At 70.6% G+C, this 16,054-nt stretch carries 16 protein-coding genes; 5 read left to right on the top strand and 11 right to left on the bottom strand.

Going from position 1 to position 16,054, the window contains the following annotated elements; genetic code table 11:
- Positions 1–15: 15 nt before the first annotated feature.
- Positions 16–648 carry an aggregation-promoting factor C-terminal-like domain-containing protein gene (locus AW274_RS32505; protein WP_232320582.1) on the bottom strand — a complete coding sequence of 211 codons (633 nt, stop codon included), beginning with the start codon at positions 646–648 and terminating at the stop codon, positions 16–18.
- A gap of 328 nt (positions 649–976) precedes the next feature.
- Between AW274_RS32505 and AW274_RS32500 the strand changes: the two genes are divergently transcribed.
- From AW274_RS32500 to AW274_RS32490, 3 genes are read left to right on the top strand one after another with little or no spacing between them, the layout of a single operon-like run.
- Positions 977–1,651 (top strand): response regulator, encoded by a 675-nt coding sequence (locus AW274_RS32500; protein WP_062440524.1) that lies wholly within the window; start codon positions 977–979, stop codon positions 1,649–1,651.
- Positions 1,648–3,069: an ATP-binding protein gene (locus tag AW274_RS32495; protein WP_062440520.1), complete on the top strand. Its 1,422-nt coding sequence runs from the start codon at positions 1,648–1,650 to the stop codon at positions 3,067–3,069. The genes AW274_RS32500 and AW274_RS32495 overlap by 4 nt, the downstream gene beginning before the upstream one ends.
- A complete protein-coding gene (locus tag AW274_RS32490; RefSeq protein ID WP_062440517.1) occupies positions 3,066–3,590 on the top strand; it encodes a hypothetical protein in 525 nt (174 codons plus the stop codon). The genes AW274_RS32495 and AW274_RS32490 overlap by 4 nt, the downstream gene beginning before the upstream one ends.
- Positions 3,591–3,592: 2 nt before the next feature.
- Here the strand turns inward: AW274_RS32490 and phoH2 are convergent, their stop codons facing one another.
- From phoH2 to abmR, 9 genes are all read right to left on the bottom strand, one after another.
- Entirely contained in the window at positions 3,593–4,906 is a 1,314-nt protein-coding gene (gene phoH2 / locus AW274_RS32485) for an RNA 5'-3' helicase PhoH2 (RefSeq protein WP_083975169.1), read from the bottom strand.
- A gap of 254 nt (positions 4,907–5,160) precedes the next feature.
- Positions 5,161–5,922 carry an isoprenyl transferase gene (locus tag AW274_RS32480; RefSeq protein WP_062338964.1) on the bottom strand — a complete coding sequence of 254 codons (762 nt, stop codon included), beginning with the start codon at positions 5,920–5,922 and terminating at the stop codon, positions 5,161–5,163.
- Between the two features lie 56 nt (positions 5,923–5,978).
- The gene (locus tag AW274_RS32475) at positions 5,979–6,491 is read right to left on the bottom strand and encodes a hypothetical protein (RefSeq protein WP_232320581.1); all 513 of its coding nucleotides are present in this window, start codon (positions 6,489–6,491) and stop codon (positions 5,979–5,981) included.
- Positions 6,492–6,579: 88 nt separating this feature from the next.
- Positions 6,580–6,951, bottom strand: a complete 372-nt coding sequence (locus AW274_RS32470) for an SCO6045 C-terminal-like domain-containing protein (protein ID WP_062440509.1) — start codon at positions 6,949–6,951, stop codon at positions 6,580–6,582.
- Between the two features lie 92 nt (positions 6,952–7,043).
- Positions 7,044–7,856 carry an MbnB/TglH/ChrH family RiPP precursor modification enzyme gene (locus AW274_RS32465; protein ID WP_232320580.1) on the bottom strand — a complete coding sequence of 271 codons (813 nt, stop codon included), beginning with the start codon at positions 7,854–7,856 and terminating at the stop codon, positions 7,044–7,046.
- Entirely contained in the window at positions 7,843–8,808 is a 966-nt protein-coding gene (locus AW274_RS32460) for a TIGR04222 domain-containing membrane protein (RefSeq protein WP_062440503.1), read from the bottom strand. Before AW274_RS32460 ends, AW274_RS32465 begins: the two co-directional genes overlap by 14 nt.
- A 99-nt stretch (positions 8,809–8,907) precedes the next feature.
- Positions 8,908–9,813, bottom strand: a complete 906-nt coding sequence (locus tag AW274_RS41570) for a TIGR04222 domain-containing membrane protein (protein WP_062440499.1) — start codon at positions 9,811–9,813, stop codon at positions 8,908–8,910.
- 165 nt (positions 9,814–9,978) lie between these two features.
- Complete coding sequence (locus AW274_RS32450; RefSeq protein ID WP_062440496.1) at positions 9,979–11,772, bottom strand: phosphoenolpyruvate carboxykinase (GTP); 1,794 nt, start codon at positions 11,770–11,772, stop codon at positions 9,979–9,981.
- Positions 11,773–12,014: 242 nt separating this feature from the next.
- A complete protein-coding gene (gene abmR / locus AW274_RS32445; protein WP_062440493.1) occupies positions 12,015–12,524 on the bottom strand; it encodes an ATP-binding transcription factor AbmR in 510 nt (169 codons plus the stop codon).
- A 98-nt stretch (positions 12,525–12,622) separates the two neighbouring features.
- On the opposite strand from abmR, the gene AW274_RS32440 reads away from it, so the two are divergent.
- Both AW274_RS32440 and AW274_RS32435 read left to right on the top strand, forming a co-directional pair.
- Positions 12,623–14,137, top strand: coding sequence for an MFS transporter (locus AW274_RS32440; protein ID WP_062440694.1), 1,515 nt, complete (start codon positions 12,623–12,625; stop codon positions 14,135–14,137).
- Positions 14,115–14,726 carry an acyl-CoA-like ligand-binding transcription factor gene (locus AW274_RS32435; protein WP_062440490.1) on the top strand — a complete coding sequence of 204 codons (612 nt, stop codon included), beginning with the start codon at positions 14,115–14,117 and terminating at the stop codon, positions 14,724–14,726. Before AW274_RS32440 ends, AW274_RS32435 begins: the two co-directional genes overlap by 23 nt.
- On the opposite strand, the gene AW274_RS32430 is transcribed toward AW274_RS32435, so the two are convergent.
- Positions 14,695–15,936: a C40 family peptidase gene (locus tag AW274_RS32430; protein WP_232320578.1), complete on the bottom strand. Its 1,242-nt coding sequence runs from the start codon at positions 15,934–15,936 to the stop codon at positions 14,695–14,697. The genes AW274_RS32435 and AW274_RS32430 overlap by 32 nt on opposite strands.
- Between the last annotated feature and the right edge of the window lie 118 nt (positions 15,937–16,054).

The following is a 16,054-nucleotide window of genomic DNA, read 5'->3' as shown; positions in this document are numbered from 1 at the left end:
ATGGCCATTCCTTACCTAGTACCAGCCCACCCGCTGGCTGTGCCCCCAGGCGCCACAAGGTGAGCCGTAACGGCCCTTGATGTAGCCCAGACCCCACTTGATCTGGGTGGCCGGGTTGGTCTGCCAGTCGGAGCCCGCGCTGGCCATCTTGCTGCCGGGCAGCGACTGCGGGATGCCGTAGGCCCCGGAGTAGCGGTTCATCGCCCGCTCGTTCCAGTGGCTCTCCTTGTCCCAGAGCTTCTCCAGGCAGCCCCACTCGCTCTCCCAGCCCATGGCGGCGTTCATCTGCTTGCCGAGGGCCTTGTTGGAGCCGGGGTCGGGCGAGGAGCCGGGCGGGAAGTCGGCGGGCAGGAAGCCGCCGCCGCCGGGCGCCTCCTTCGGGATCTCGACGCTGTCGTCGGGGCCGAAGGGCTTGCGGCCCTCACGGCTGCTCGCGAGCTTCTCCTCCTGCATCGCCGAGGCGGCGTCGGCCTTGAGCGCGTCGATGCGGGGGTCGTTGCCGATGATGTCGGGGTTGAACCCGAGGATGTCGATCGGCGTCTTCGGCTGGTTCGCGTTGTCGATCGCGGTGCGGACCAGGAAGGTGGTGAAGCCCGCGATCACGGCGACCGTGACGCCGGCGATCACCAGGCGCTTGGTGGTGAACAACGGCCCCCTGGGCCGTTTCGGTGGCGGCGGAGGCTCTTCCGACAGCCTCGGCTGGGACGGCGGCGGCGGGGGTGTCGTCGGCGACGCGGACCGGCGGGCACGACGGGCCCCGGGGCGGCGTTCCCTGACAGGCTGACCAGAACTCACGACCTATGAGCTTGCCGTGCGGGGGTGGGTGGTCCGCAACCGATTCACGAAACCCGCTTGACCACTTCTTTAGACAAAGGGGTCTAACAAGCACTTTCTTCGCTGATGTGATTTTGCTCACACCCGATTTCGTCGCCTTATGCCAGCTTCTTCCGGTCCGGGCAGGCCGCATAATGACCGGATGGCTGGCATCCTCCTCGTAGAAGACGACCCTTCGGTCCGGACCGGACTGGAGCTCGCGCTCGCCCGCCAGGGTCACTCGATCACCGCGTTCGGCACGGGCGAGGAGGCCCTGGAGCACATCCGCGCGCGGCGACCCGAGATCGTCATCCTCGACGTGATGCTGCCCGGGATCGACGGCGTCGAGGTGTGCCGCCGCATCCGCAAGCTCGACTCGCTGCCGATCATCCTGCTGACCGCGCTCGGCGACGACCTCGACGTGGTGGTCGGCCTGGAGGCCGGCGCCGACGACTACGTGGTCAAGCCGGTCGAGCCCCGCGTCCTCGACGCCCGCATCCGGGCGATCCTGCGCCGCATGGAGTCGGCCTCCACCGACCGCATCACCTTCGGCGAGCTGATGATCGACCGCGGCGCGCTCAAGGTCACCCTGGAGGGCCGCGAGGTCCACCTCACCCCGACCGAGCTGCGGCTGCTGCTCGAACTCGTCCGCCACCCCGGCCAGGTGCTCAACCGCCGCTACCTGCTGCGCTCGGTGTGGGACCACACCCACGTGGCCGACTCGCGGCTCGTCGACGCGTGCGTGCAGCGCATCCGGGCCAAGATCGAGCCCACCCCGGGCGACCCCGTCTACATCCACACGGTGCGGGGGTTCGGCTACCGCTTCAGCGGCCCGTGAGCAGCCTGCGCAAGCGGCTCGTCGTCACCTTCACGGTCGTGGCGGTGACGGCCTCGTTCATGGTCGCCGGGATCGGCTACCAGATCGTCAGGGGCGAGCTGCTGCGGCGGGCCGAGTCGAGCGCGATCGACGACGTCCGCGACACCATGGACCGGCTGACCCTCCCGATCGGCACCAGCGACCTGCTGTGGCCCAACGACGCCTCGGTCACCGACGACGACCTCAGCAACCTCGTCGCCAGCCTCAGCGGCCCCGACCGCCAGGTGATCGTCGAGTACGGCCAGGAACCCCCCAGGTTCTCCGAGAGCGCCCAGGTCACCCCGGCCGACATCCCCGACGACCTGCGGGCCGCCGCGCGCACCCGGATCGCCTACCGGACCATGACCCTCGCCGACCAGCCGACCCTCGTGGTCGGCACCGACGTCAAACGCCAGACCGGCAGCGGCGCGGTCCGCTCCACCGGCATGTCGATCTTCGTGTTCGTCTCCATGACCGACGTCGACCGGGTGCTCGCCAACCTGCGCGCCGCCCTGCTCCAGGCCGGCTCGCTCACCCTGGTCATCGCGCTCACCGTCGCGCTGCTGTCGGCCCGCCAGGTCCTCCTTCCGGTACGCCGCCTCGGCGAGGCCGCCCGCGCCCTGGGCGCCGGAAAGCTCGACACCCGGCTGCCGGTCCACGGCCGCGACGAACTGGCCGAGCTGACCGCCACGTTCAACGAGACGGCGCGGGCGCTGGAACAGACCGTCCAGGAGCTCTCGACGCTGGAGGCGATGTCACGGCGGTTCGTCGCCGACGTCTCCCACGAGCTGCGCACCCCGCTGACCACCATGACCGCCGTCACCGACATGCTCTCCGACGAGGCCGAACGCCTGCCCGACGACGCGGGCCAGGCGGTCCACCTGGTGGTCGCCGAGATCGAGCGGCTGCGCTCGCTGGTCGACGACCTGATCGAGGTCAGCCGCTTCGACTCCGGCGCGGCCGTGCTCCGCCGCGAGACCGTCGACGTCGGCGACGAGCTGACCGAGTGCCTGGAGATCCGCGGCTGGACCGACCAGGTGACCCTGCGGGTGCCCGACGGCCTGACCTACCAGCTCGACCCGCGCCGCTTCGACGTGATCGTCGCCAACCTGGTCGGCAACGCGCTCAAGCACGGCGAACGCCCGGTCACGGTGACCGCCAAGGTGCTGCCCAGCGGCCTGGAGGTCCGGGTCAGGGACCACGGCGCCGGCATCCCCCGCGAGGACCTGCCGCACGTCTTCGACCGCTTCTTCAAGACCGGCGCCAACCGGGCCCGCTCGGGCGGCAGCGGCCTCGGCCTGTCGATCGCCAAGGCCAACGCCGAACTCCACCGCGGCACGATCACCGTCAAGCTCGCCGACCCCGGCACCCAGTTCACGTTGTGGATACCGCGCCCATGAGGAGACAGCTCGCACTCCTGCTGCTGGTCGCCGCCTGCGGGGTCACCCCGACCGGGGTCCAAGACGGCGGCCCGCCGCCGGTGATCAGCCCGAAGGCCGCCGTCGCGACGGTCTACCTGCTGCGCGACGGCAAGCTGGAGCCGAGCAGCGTCGCGGTCGCCTCACACTCGATGGACAACGTGATGGCCGCCCTCTTCGAGGCGGGCGCCCGCTCGACCGCGGGCCTCACCACCCAGCTCACCGGCCTGTCGTGGCAGACCAGCCAGCTCACCCGCTTCGGGACGGTCCGCAACGACCCCGACAACGCCGACGGCTTCCGGCTGTCGCTGTTCGTCAGCGGCGGGCGTCCGATCACCAAGACGGCGCAGGCCCAGATGACCTGCACCGCCATGCGGCAGCGGCAGGACATCTGGGCCGTCACGATCACCAGGACCGACGCCACCGGCCCGGTGTCCTACGGTGAGCACACCTGCCGCGAGTTCTGGCACCTCGCGGCCCCGGGCCGGCAGCTTCCCCGCTAGTCCTACGGGGTGATGTCTTCGAGCATCTCCGTCACCAGTGCGGCGATCGGGGACCGTTCCGAACGCGTCAGGGTCACGTGGGCGAAGAGCGGATGTCCCTTCAGCTTCTCCACCACCGCGACGACGCCGTCGTGGCGGCCGACCCGCAGGTTGTCGCGCTGGGCGATGTCGTGGGTCAGCACGACCCGCGAGTTGGCGCCGATGCGCGACAGGACCGTCAGCAGCACGCCGCGTTCGAGCGACTGGGCCTCGTCGACGATCACGAACGCGTCGTGGAGCGACCGGCCGCGGATGTGGGTCAGCGGCAGCACTTCCAGCATGCCCCGGTCGAGGACCTCCTCGATCACCTCGGGCGTGGTCACCGCGCCCAGCGTGTCGTAGACGGCCTGGGCCCACGGGCCCATCTTCTCGTTCTCGGTGCCGGGCAGGTAGCCGAGGTCCTGGCCGCCGACCGCGTAGAGCGGGCGGAAGACGATGACCTTGCGGTGCTGGCGGCGTTCGAGCACGGCCTCCAGACCGGCGCAGAGCGCCAGCGCCGACTTGCCGGTACCCGCGCGGCCGCCCAGCGAGACGATCCCGATCTCCGGGTCCATCAGCAGGTCGAGCGCGATGCGCTGCTCGGCGCTGCGGCCGTGGAGGCCGAACACCTCGCGGTCGCCGCGCACCAGGCGCACCGACTTGTCGGGGAGCACCCGTCCGAGCGCGGAACCCTTGCTGGTCAGCAGCCGCAGACCCGTGTGGGTCGGCAGGTCGCGGGCCTCTTGGAGCTCGGTCGAGCCGTGTTCGAAGAGCGCCTCCACGTCTTCCGTGGTGACCTGGAGCTCGTCCATGCCGGTCCAGCTCTCATCGGACTCGGCGACCAGCTCCGCTCGGTATTCCTCGGCGGCCAGGCCGATCGAGGCGGCCTTGATGCGCATCGGCAGGTCTTTGGAGACCAGCACGACGTCGTATCCCTCGGACGCCAGGTTCTGCGCGACGGTGAGGATGCGCGTGTCGTTGTCGCCCAGCCGGAACCCGGCCGGCAGGCCGGACGGGTCGCTGTGGTTGAGCTCGACCCTCAGGGTTCCCTCACCCATCGGGATCGGCTCGTCGAGACGGCCGTGCTGGACACGCAGATCGTCCAGGAATCGCAGGGCTTTGCGGGCGAAGTATCCCAGTTCGGGATGGTGCCGCTTACCTTCCAGCTCTGTGATCACGACAACGGGGAGCACCACTTCATGTTCGTCGAACCGGCTCATGGCGGCCGGGTCTGCGAGCAGGACAGAGGTGTCCAGGATGTACGTGCGCCGGGAGGTGCCAGACGAGTGACCGGACATGGACGGGTTGGACAATGCCACGCGTTCTCCCCCGGGCGCCGGGGGTCGGCGCCCTGCCTTGACTGGTGGTGAACGGACCGGGCCCGGACGCCTTCACGGCGGTGCCGGGAACCGGCCCCACCTGCGAAGTCATCAAGACGCAAGAACGGGCCCTCTCCCGAGGTGAGCGTGGATGCTCACGTCTTACGGTACGTCCTGAATCCCCCCGCGCCAACGCTCCAATCCTGTCCGAAAGGGGGTGTTCACGTGCCGTTTCAGGAGCCGTACCGACGGTTACGCGCGGCGTAGGCGCGGAGTGCGCGCAGAAAGTCCACTCTGCGGAAATCGGGCCAGTAGGCCTCGCAGAAGTAGAACTCGGAGTGAGCACTCTGCCACAGCAGGAATCCGGAGAGTCGCTGCTCTCCCGAGGTCCGGATGACGAGATCCGGATCGGGCAGGCCGCGCGTGTAGAGATGCTCAGCGATGTGCTCCACATCGAGGACCTCCACGAGGTCCTCGATGCTCGCCCCCTTGCTGGCGTGCTCCTGGAGGAGGGAGCGCACCGCATCAGCGATCTCACGTCTTCCTCCATACCCAACGGCCACGTTCACAATCAGCCCAGGCCGGTGTGATGTTGCCTCTTTCGCATTTTTCAGGACATGAGCCGTGTGATCGGGCAGCAGGTCCAGCGACCCCATGGGCTTGACGTGCCATCCCTGTTCGACCAGGTCGTCGACCAGGTTCTCGATCACCTGGAGGAGCGGTTCGAGCTCCTTCTTGTCCCGCGAGAGGTTGTCGGTGGAGAGGAGCCACAGGGTGACGTACTCGACGCCGGCCTCCTTGCACCACACGAGGAGCTCGGAGATCTTGTCGGCGCCCTTCTGGTGGCCGTGGCGCACGTCTTCGTGGCCGTTCGAGCGGGCCCAGCGGCGGTTGCCGTCGACGATCACGCCGACGTGGCGGGGGGCCTGGATGGAGGTGAGCTTTCGTTCGAGCCTGCGTTCGTACACCTTGTAAACAAGATCGCGCAGGTCCATGACTCCCCCGGTGATTCGCTTGAGCCAGCTGTCACATGACAGACATGGTCAAGCAATTATCGGGGGCGAGATGCCATCCCCGCTCCCGAAATGAGGGAGCTGTTACGTTCCATCCCATATTGTGCGCCAAGCCGGACTTCTGCCTCTGTCACGAGAGACATCAGAAACATCAGGAGTTCTCCTGAAGTGACCACCGCGCGCAGCCCGATGCCCGGCGCGCCCCACGCCTCGACGCAGGCCCGGCGGGTCAGCCGCCAGCGGCCGGTCGCGCCCCGGCCGGGCACCCAGACGGGGATGAGCCGCAGCTGGCAGCGCAGTTCCCCGCCGCCCACGACGTCGGTGCGGCTGCGGTAGCGGAACCCGAACAGCTCGGCCTCGTCGGCCTCGCCCGGGAACCGGTCGTCGGGATCGCTCCAGGAAAGCTGGGACTCCCGGGCCTCGGCCACCGACCGGGCCAGGCGGGCCAGGAACCAGCCGCAGCGTTCCCCGACCGAGCCGTAGGCCGCGCCGTCGCGGAACAGCTCCAGCGTGACCTCGTAGGGCACCCCGGCGCTGTCGCGGCATGCCACGGGATCAACGGTCAGGTACGACCCATCAACGCACCGTAGTCCACCCACGCCACAGAGGGTATCCCGGGCGGACCCCCGCAAACCGGCCCTACCGTGATTGATCCCTCTTTGGGGTGAGCCGCCACCAGTGCCGCTTTTGCCGGAGCTCCGGATCGGGGGCGTCGAGCAGCCCCCGGCCCCGCAGCCAGTCGGCGAACGCCGCCGCGTCGGCCCGCGAGCCGCCCTGGGGTTTCGGCCGGCCGGAAGCGTAGGCGTGGAACTCCCGGGCGAAGCCGTTCCCGAGCGCCTGCACCACGTCGGGCCGGAGCACCGCGACCAGCCCCCGCCGCTTGGCGATCAGGCTCCCGGCCTGGATGCGCAGCCGCTCGGCGTCGAAACCCTCGGGCGCAGCCGCCCCGGCCACCAGCGCCGACAGCAGGGCCCGCTGCTGATCGGCGAGCCGGGCGCGGGGGTCATCCATTCTTCGGCTCCGTTACGGCTCCGCCCGGCCGGCGCCGACCGCCGCCGTGGGCCCGGCCCGCAGCCGGCGCCGACCGGCCGCGCCGGTTCGGCTCAGCCACGGCCCATCGCCGCCCTGATGCGGTCGAGTTCGGCCGCGAGGTCGGCGTCGCTCGGATAGTCGGCGTCCCACTCCAGCAGCGCGCCCGGCGGCCGGTGGCGGGCGCAGAGCTCGGCCAGCAGGTCGAGCACCTCCTCCGGCGGGGACGCGGTGTGGGTGTCGTGCCACACGTCGCCGTGGCCGTGGCCGCCGGCGACGTGGACGTAGGCGACGTGTTCGAGGGGCAGCGCGTCGAGGGCCTTGACCGCGTCGAGGCCCAGGTTGACCTGGTTGGTGTAGAGGTTGGCGACGTCGATCAGCAGCTTCACCCCGGTCCGCTCGACGAGCTCGCCGAGGAACTGGGCCTCGGTCAGCTCGTCGCCCGGCCAGCCGAACAGGGCCGCGACGTTCTCCAGGGCCAGCGGCACCGGCAGGCAGTCGAGGGCGATCCGCACGTTCTCCACGATCACGGCCAGCGCGTCGCGGGTGCGCGGCACCGGCAGCAGGTGCCCGGCTTCGAGGTCGCCCGAGCGGACGTACGCGAGATGTTCGGACACCAGCGGAGACCCGAGCGCCTCGGCGGCGGCCGCCAGGTGGTCGAGCCGGGCCCGGTCGGGCCGTTCGGCCCCGCCGAGCCCGAGCGCCACCCCGTGGGGGATCACCGGGACGCCCCGGGCACGCAGCACCCGCAACGACTCGGGCACCCGGCCGGGCTGCACCGTCTCGGCGATGACCTCGGTGAACTCGACCCCGGGCAGGTGCTCGACGGTCAGGTCGATCTCCGACCGCCAGCCGATGCCGACGCCGAGCCGGTCAGCTGCCACCACCGCAACCTCCTCCGCCGCAGCCACCCCCGCAGCTCGACCCGCCGCCGGAGTCGCCGCCGCCTGAGTCGCCCCCGCCACCGCCGAAGTCGCCGCCGCCGAAGTCGGAGCCGGAGCCCCATCCGGCGTCGGAGCCCGACGGGCCGCCGCAGGCCCCCGCGCCGCACCCGGCGCCGTTCTGCAGCTCGGTGTGGCCGGGCCCGGTGTAGATGGCGATGCCGTAGAGGGCGAGCGTGCTGTCGTTGCCGCTGTTGTGGGCGTAGGCGAGCTCCCGGGTGCGCGGGTAACGCGCCATGGCCGACCTGAGCGCGGCGTGCCCGGCGTCGGTCAGCACGCTGCGGTTCTCCTTGGCGTAGCCCGAGGAGATCGCCAGCGCGATGATCCACGTCAGCGTCGAGATCACCAGGGTCAGCACGTTCCAGACCAGGAAGTCGAACCAGCCCAGCGCCATCGTCACGATGCTGACCGGCACGAGCAGGCCAGGGATGATCACCAGCCGGCGCAGCGTGGTGTTGGCCCGCCGGGCCACGGTGAGCGCCGACTCGGCCACCACGAGACCCTGCCCGCGCAGCCCGTAGTCGATGCCGGTCACCGCCGGCCCGACGGCGGCGGTGCGCCGGATGTCGGCCAGCGAACGGCCGTTGCTCCCGGCCGCCAGGTCGAGCACCTCCTGCTCGATCCGCTCGGCGGGCGCCCCGGAGATGCCCCGGACCGCCGTGACGGTGCCGTCGCGGGAGATGCGCACCCGCCCCTGGGAGACGAGCACCGCGACCGCGGTGTTCACCACCCGGCGCGGGCCGCCGGCGAGGAAGGCCAGCGAGTAGGGGTCGGGCGGAGCCGTGGGATGGTAGCCGCCGGCTTTGACCCGGCGCTGTTCCTTCTTCACCCGTCCCGCCTGACGGAAGACCACGACGGACGCGACGGACGCGAGGACGAAGAGCAAAAGGGAGCCCATGCCGCCTCCAGGGGACGACTCCGAGGGGAAGTTCAACCGATTAGACGATCGCATGAGGGTCGCGGTTCGCACATCGTCCGCAATGACGAAAGCCGACCGTTAATACCCGCCGCCACAACTCGACGAGCTACAGCTCGACGAACTGCAACTCGACCCGGTGTAGCTCGACCCGCCGCCGGATTGTGCGGTCGCGGAGCCGCCGGAGTCGCCGGAATCGGCGCTCCGCACCTGCTCCTGGTCCGGGCCGACGTAGGCGGCCATCCCGTAGATCGCGACCTGGACGACGTCCTCCACGGTCGACGGCGACGGAGGAGGGATCGCGGCGCGGCGGGGATGCCGGGCCTCGGCCGCCCTGACGGCCGCGCGGCCGGCGTCGGTCACCTCGCGGCGGTTCGCCTCGGCGTAGGCGGCGGCGACGGCCACCCCGATGATCACCGTGAGCAGGGAGACCGTCAGCGTCAGCACGCTCCACAGCACCGTCTCGAACCAGCCGAGCGCCAGCGAGAGGAGGCCCAGCGGCGTGAACAGGGCCGCCGCCCAGCACCACCCGCGCAGGATGGCGACGGCCCGCTCGGCCGTGGCGCGCGTCGCCTCGTTCAGCAGGCCCGCGTCGTGCAGTTCGCGGACGACGCCGTCGGTGTGCACGCCGCTCCGGCCGAAGGTCAGCCGCAGATCCGGGACCGTCCAGCCGCCGGAGGCGCCGATCAGGTCGAGCAGCCCCCGCTCGACCGGCTCGGCGGGACCGCCGGGCACACCCCGGACGGCCGTGACGAGGCCGTCGCGGGAGATCCGCGCCCGGCCCTGCATGACCAGCGCCGCCAGGGCGGTCCGGAAGACGCGGTCCCGCCCGCCGACGAGGTGGGCCAGGGCGTAGGGACCGAGATCGGCGGGGACGGACCCGGCGCGCGACCGGACCCGGCGCAGTTCCCGCCGCAGCCGCCACGCCTGGACCAGGACCGCCACGGCGACGACGAGCGCGGGGACGAAGAGCAGGAAGAAGTCCACACCACCTCCAGAAGTGATCGTCTCGTCCCTGAACGATCACATACGACCCCCGGTCGGCGCATTCACGATTTCCGCCGACGCGAGACGACCCGCGCCGTGATGGCGCGGGCCGTCCGCAATGGGGGAGGCCCGACGTCGTTGGCGGGACTCCTGCTCGGGGTGAGGTCAGCCCAGGCGGTCGACCAGGGTGCGGTACTCCTCCCAGAGTCCTTCGGGCAGGTGCTCGCCGAAGGTCTGGAAGTGGGCCGGGATCAGGGCCGCCTCGCGGCGCCAGACGTCGCGGTCGACGGTGAGCAGCAGCTCCATGTCGTCCTCGGCAATGTCGAGGCCCTCGGTGTCGATCTTGACGGGCAGGCGTCCGATCGGGGTGTCGACCGCCTCGGCCTGGCCGTTGAGGCGTTCGACGATCCACTTCAGGACCCGGCTGTTCTCGCCGAAGCCGGGCCACACGAAGCGGCCCTCGGCGTCCTTGCGGAACCAGTTCACGTAGTAGATCCGGGGCAGCCGGGCGCCCTTCGTCTCGCCGATCTCCAGCCAGTGGGCGAAGTAGTCGCCCATGTTGTAGCCGCAGAACGGCAACATCGCGAACGGGTCGTGGCGCAGTTCGCCGACCGTGCCCTCGGCCGCGGCGGTCTTCTCGGAGGCCACGTTGGCGCCCATGAACACGCCGTGCCGCCAGCTGCGGGCCTCGGTGACCAGCGGGACCGCCGTCGCGCGCCGGCCGCCGAAGAGGATCGCCGAGATCGGCACGCCCTTCGGGTCCTGCCACTCGCGGGCGATCGTCGGGCACTGGTGGGCCGGCGTGGTGAACCGGGCGTTCGGGTGGGCGGCGAGCTCGCCCGAGTCGGGCGTCCACGGGTCGCCGCGCCAGTCGGTCAGGTGGGCGGGCGGCTCGTCGGTGAGGCCCTCCCACCAGACGTCGCCGTCGTCGGTCAGCGCGACGTTGGTGAAGATGCTGTTGCCCCACAACGTCTTGATCGCGTTGGCGTTGGTGGTCTGGCCGGTGCCGGGCGCGACCCCGAAGAAGCCAGCCTCGGGGTTGATCGCGTAGAGGCGGCCGTCGTCGCCGAACCGCATCCAGGCGATGTCGTCGCCGATCGTCTCGACCGTCCAGCCCGGGATGGTCGGCTGGAGCATCGCCAAGTTGGTCTTGCCGCACGCCGACGGGAAGGCCGCCGCGATGTAGCGGGTCTCGCCGCTGGGCGGGGTGAGCTTGAGGATCAGCATGTGCTCGGCCAGCCAGCCCTCGTCGCGGGCCATCGTGCTGGCGATCCGCAGGGCGTAGCACTTCTTGCCGAGCAGGGCGTTGCCGCCGTAACCGGAGCCGTACGACCAGATCTCGCGGGTCTCCGGGAAGTGGCTGATGTACTTGGTGTCGCTGCACGGCCAGGCGACGTCGTCGTGCCCGGGTTCGAGCGGGGCGCCGACGGAGTGCACGCACTTCACGAAGTCGCCGCGTTCCTCGATGAGGCGCAGGGCCTCCTCGCCCATGCGGGTCATCACGCGCATCGAGACGGCCACGTAGGCCGAGTCGGTGATCTCCACGCCGAGCTGGGAGATCGGGCCGCCGAGGGGGCCCATGCAGAACGGGACCACGTACATGGTCCGGCCGCGCATCGAGCCCTTGAACAGCTTCCCGAAGGTACGGCGCATCTCGCCGGGAGCGATCCAGTTGTTGGTCGGACCGGCGTCCTTCTCCTGCTCGGAGCAGATGAAGGTGCGGTCTTCGACGCGGGCGACGTCGGACGGGTCGGAGGCGGCGTGGAAGCTGTTGGGCCGGGCCTTCAGCCGGGTCAGGGTGCCCTGCTCGACGAGCATGTTGGTGAGCCGGGTCCATTCGACCTCGGACCCGTCGCACCATTCGATCCGGTCGGGTTCGGTGAGTTCCGCGATCTCGCTGACCCAGGCGGCCAGCGCGGCATGAGTGGTCGGATGCGACACCTGTACTGACACGGACACGAGGTCGGCTCCTTAATGTACGTCAGGGCCAATTCATCATCCGCGACGATTACCCACTAAATCCAATTGGTGTGGACCAGTGCGTATTCGCCACCACAACCGCTGGTCAGCGCGTGGATGATGGGAGGAGCTTACCCCTGACGAACCATTTCAAATTGTGCCGCCACCCTCTTTCCCGTAGATAACCGACTAAACATTGGTATAGGCCATGATGAATGGTTTAGACCATTCGGCGAATTGGTTCAGTCCACTCCGCCGGGGCCCGCGGCCCGCACGCGGTCGACCGCCTGGAGGGCATCGCGCAGGTCAGCGAGCCAGGTGTCGGTGTGGCGGCCGACCAGGCGCACGCACCAGGCGAGGGCGTCGGAACGGCTGCGCGCGACCCCGGCGGCGACGAGCGTGTCGAGCACCTGCCGTTCGCCCTGCCGCAGCCGGGTCATGACCGGGACCGAGAGTGTGGTGAACATCACCACGTCGCCGCCGATCTTCACCCCCCAGGAGACCTTCCGGCGGAAGCGGTGCTCGGCCTGCCGGGCGATCTCGATGCGCCGCTCGCGGGTCTCTTCGCGGAACCGCTCGACGTAGCCCTCCTCGGCGGCGGCCCGCTCGGGGTCGGGCAGGCCCTCGGTCACGGTCAGCGGGGGAAGCGCGCCGACGACGGTGATCTCCTCGCGGTCGACGACGACCTCGGGGCGCTCGGTGAACCAGTTCTCGGGGAGGCGGTGGGCGAACCACTCGGCTTCTGCACTCATGTAATCAACATTACATCGTTGCTCGCGACGCAGCACGATATTGACAGTAACTACTTTTTGAGAGCTACTATCAAAAAATGACGACTTCATTTGGGCAGATTCCCGAACGCGAGCCACGGTCGGCCTCCGGCCGCCCGCGTCTCGCTTCCAGATGGTGGGCCTTATCAGCCCTGGTTCTCTCCGTTCTCGTGATCGGGCTCGACGCGACCGTGCTCAACGTCGCGCTGCCCACCCTCGCCGTCGACCTCGGCGCGACCACCGGTGAACTCCAGTGGATCGTCGACGCCTACCTCGTCGTGTTCGCCGCCCTGCTGCTGCCCGCCGGGGTCTTCGGCGACCGGTTCGGGCGCAAGAAGCTGCTGGTCGCGGGGCTGGTGGCGTTCGGCGTCGCCTCGGCCGTGGCGATGCTGGCCGACTCCACCGGGTGGCTGATCGCCGGGCGGGCGCTCATGGGCGCGGGGGCGGCCCTGATCACGCCGCTGTCGACGTCGATCCTGCCGACGATCTTCCCGCCCGCCGAGCGGGCCAGGGCCATCGCCGTCTTCACCGCCGGCATGGCCGTGGGCCTGCCGCTCGGCCCGATCGTCGGCGGCTACCTGCTCGACCACTTCTGGTGGGGCTCGATCTTCCTGATCAACCTGCCCGCCGTGGTGGTCGCCCTGGTCGCGGTGGTGGTGCTGGTGCCGGAGTCGCGGGATCCGCAGCGGAAGGGCGCCGACGTCCCCGGCACGCTGCTGTCGGTGACCGGCCTCGCCGCGCTGGTCTTCGGCGTCATCGAGGCGCCGGTGCGCGGCTGGGGCTCGCCCCTGGTGCTCGGGCCGATCGCCGCCGGACTGCTGCTCCTTCTTCTCTTCGTACGCGTGGAGGCCCGCGCCCAGGCCCCGATGATGGACCTGGCGCTGTTCCGCGACCGCACCTTCGTCTGGGGCGCCCTCGGCGCGACCGTGGTCTCGCTCGGCATGATGGGCGTGCTGTTCGTCGCGCCGCTCTACCTCCAGGCCGTCCAGGGTTTCGACGCGATGGGCACCGGGTTGCGCATCGTGCCCATGGTCGCCGGGCTGATGGCGGGCGGCCTGGTCGGCGAGCGCCTGATCAGGCTGCTGAGCCTGCGGGTCATCATGGCCGCCGGACTGCTGCTGCTGGCGGCGGGCCTGATGGCGGGGGCGGTGCTGCCGGGCGACTATCCGTACACCGCGACCTGGCTCGCCCTCGCCGGGGCCGGCGTGGGTCTGACCATGGTCCCGGCCATGGACGGCCTGCTCGCCCTCCTCCCGCCCGACCGCACCGGCATGGGCAACGGCGTGCTCCAGGCCCTCCGCCAGACCGGCGGCGCGTTCGGCGTGGCCGGGCTGGGCAGCCTTCTTTCTTCCGTGTACGTCCACGCGCTCCCCCCGGCCGCCCCCGCCCCGGTGCGCGACTCGGTGGCGACGGCGGTGCGCGTGCCCGGCTGGGCCGACGCCGGCCGGGCGGCCTTCGCCGACGCCATGGACGCCGTGTTGTGGGCCTGCGGCGGCCTGATGGTGCTCGCCGCGCTGCTGATCGTGACGTTCATGCGTTCCGCTCCCGCGGAACCGGCGGGAGAATCGACCCATGAACTCGCCGGGACTGCGTGAACGCAAGAAGGAGAAGACTCGGCGGACGATCCAGGAACACGCCCTGCGGTTGTTCGCCCAGCAGGGCTACGACGCGACCACGATCGAGCAGATCGCCGAGGCCGCCGAGGTGTCCCCCAGCACGCTCTTCCGCTACTTCCCCACCAAGGAAGACATCGTCGTCCAAGACGACTACGACCCGCTGCTGGTCGAGCGCCTGACCGCCCAGCCGCCCGACGTGCCGCCGGTCAGGGCCCTGCGCAACGCCTTCGGCGAGGCCATGCGCGGCATCCCCGACCACGAGCTCACCGAGATCCGGGCCCGCGCCCGCCTCCAGATGGGCGTGCCGGCCATCAGGGCCCGGATCTTCCAGAACATGCTCGACACGATGGACCTGCTCGCCGACGGCATCGCCGCCCGCACCGGCGCCGACCCCGCCTCGTTCCCGGTACGCGTCCTCATCGGCGCGGTCATGGGCACGATCATCCCGGTGCTGCAGACCTGGGCGACCGCCGAAGACGACGTCCCGTTCGCCGACATGGTCGACGAGGCGTTCGCCCTGCTGGAGGCCGGCCTGCCTATCGAACCTGCGCCGCGACCTGAGGGCTGACCCGCACCACTCCGGCGAGGTTGCGCATGTTGATCGGGGCGATCTTCACGACGTCGCCGGTACGCGGCGAGTGGAGCATCTTCCCGTCGCCCCAGTAGATGGCCACGTGGGAGATGTAGCCCGGGTTGGTCGGGTCGCTGCGCCAGAACAGCAGGTCGCCCGGCTGGGCCTGGGCGAGCGAGACCTGCGGCCCGGTCGCCCACTGCTGGTTGGTCACCCTCGGCATCTTGATGCCGGCCTGCGCGAAGGCCCACTGCACCAGGCCGGAGCAGTCGAAGGTGTCGGGGCCCTCGGCCCCCCACACGTAGCGGCTGCCGAGCTTGGAGGCGGCCGCCTGCAGCGCGGTCTGCATCTGCGGGCTGGTCATGAACGCCGAGGCCGGCCACTGCACGACCTGCCGCGGCTGGGCGATGTGCTGGCGCGGCGGCGCGACCACGACCGGGTTGATCGTGGCGATCTGGCTGCCCGGCAGCACCTTCAGCAGCGCCTTGCGCAGCTTGGCGGAGTCGACGCTGGGCGCGCTCACCACCATGGCGTTGCCGTGGGGCAGCCCGAGCCGGGTCGCGGTCTCGCGGGAGACCACGGCGTGGATCGACCCCATGCCGACCGTGGCGTAGGCGCCCACCCGCAGCTCGGCCCCGGGGCTCGCGACGTCGCCGCCGAGCTTGAGGCCGCCCTCCTTGCCGAGTTCGTAGGAGACCACGACGTCGCCGGCGGCCACGTTGGTCCAGAGTTCGTCGGAGGAGGCGGTCTTCTTCGGGGTGAACCGGCGGAACGTCGAGGGGTCGACGCCCATCGTCGGCACCCGCCAGCCGCCGAGGTTCACGTCGGCGGCGTCGGCGAGCTCGACCGCCTTCACGCCCTTCTGCCTGCGGACCTCGTCGACCTGCTCGGGCTTGAGCGCCGAGGGGGCGACGACGAAGAGGTGGGGGCGGGCCAGCTTGCCCAGGGGGGCGACCGCGTTGGTGGGGACCTGACCGCTGGCCGCGACGTAGTCGCCGGCGGCGGGCGGGCGGGGCAGGTCGAGGGCGGCGCGTTCCTGCACCCCGTCGAGCCCGGCGAGCACGAGTAAGTCGGTGATCAGCACCACCGCGAGCGCGACCCCGATGACGGGGACGGCCCGTCGGGCGAGGTGGGGGCGGCGAAGCCGGGGGCGATAGGCGAGATCCTGACGGGCTTCGTGGAGGAAGCCTCCGACCCGCAGGGGCACGCCACCACTCCCTCCGAAGACGTTCATCGGGCTGTCCCGTTCCACGACTGTGCCCAATGAGGCCCGAGAAGTCAAAATCCGCCGGAGCACGCTTCTCCGGCGGATTCGATGTCAGACG

The sequence above is a fragment of the Herbidospora daliensis genome (assembly GCF_001570585.1).
GTDB lineage: Bacteria > Actinomycetota > Actinomycetes > Streptosporangiales > Streptosporangiaceae > Herbidospora > Herbidospora daliensis.
The sequence above is the reverse complement of the archived record's forward strand: the minus strand, read 5'-3'. Positions and strand labels throughout refer to the sequence as shown.

Coding starts and splice junctions, on each gene's coding strand:
- AW274_RS32500 (WP_062440524.1), top strand. CDS start 977: ATGGCTGGCATCCTCCTCGTAGAAGACGACCCTTCGGTCCGGACCGGA.
- AW274_RS32490 (WP_062440517.1), top strand. CDS start 3,066: ATGAGGAGACAGCTCGCACTCCTGCTGCTGGTCGCCGCCTGCGGGGTC.
- phoH2 (WP_083975169.1), bottom strand. CDS start 4,906: ATGTCCGGTCACTCGTCTGGCACCTCCCGGCGCACGTACATCCTGGAC.
- AW274_RS32480 (WP_062338964.1), bottom strand. CDS start 5,922: ATGGACCTGCGCGATCTTGTTTACAAGGTGTACGAACGCAGGCTCGAA.
- AW274_RS32470 (WP_062440509.1), bottom strand. CDS start 6,951: ATGGATGACCCCCGCGCCCGGCTCGCCGATCAGCAGCGGGCCCTGCTG.
- AW274_RS32460 (WP_062440503.1), bottom strand. CDS start 8,808: ATGGGCTCCCTTTTGCTCTTCGTCCTCGCGTCCGTCGCGTCCGTCGTG.
- abmR (WP_062440493.1), bottom strand. CDS start 12,524: ATGAGTGCAGAAGCCGAGTGGTTCGCCCACCGCCTCCCCGAGAACTGG.
- AW274_RS32435 (WP_062440490.1), top strand. CDS start 14,115: ATGAACTCGCCGGGACTGCGTGAACGCAAGAAGGAGAAGACTCGGCGG.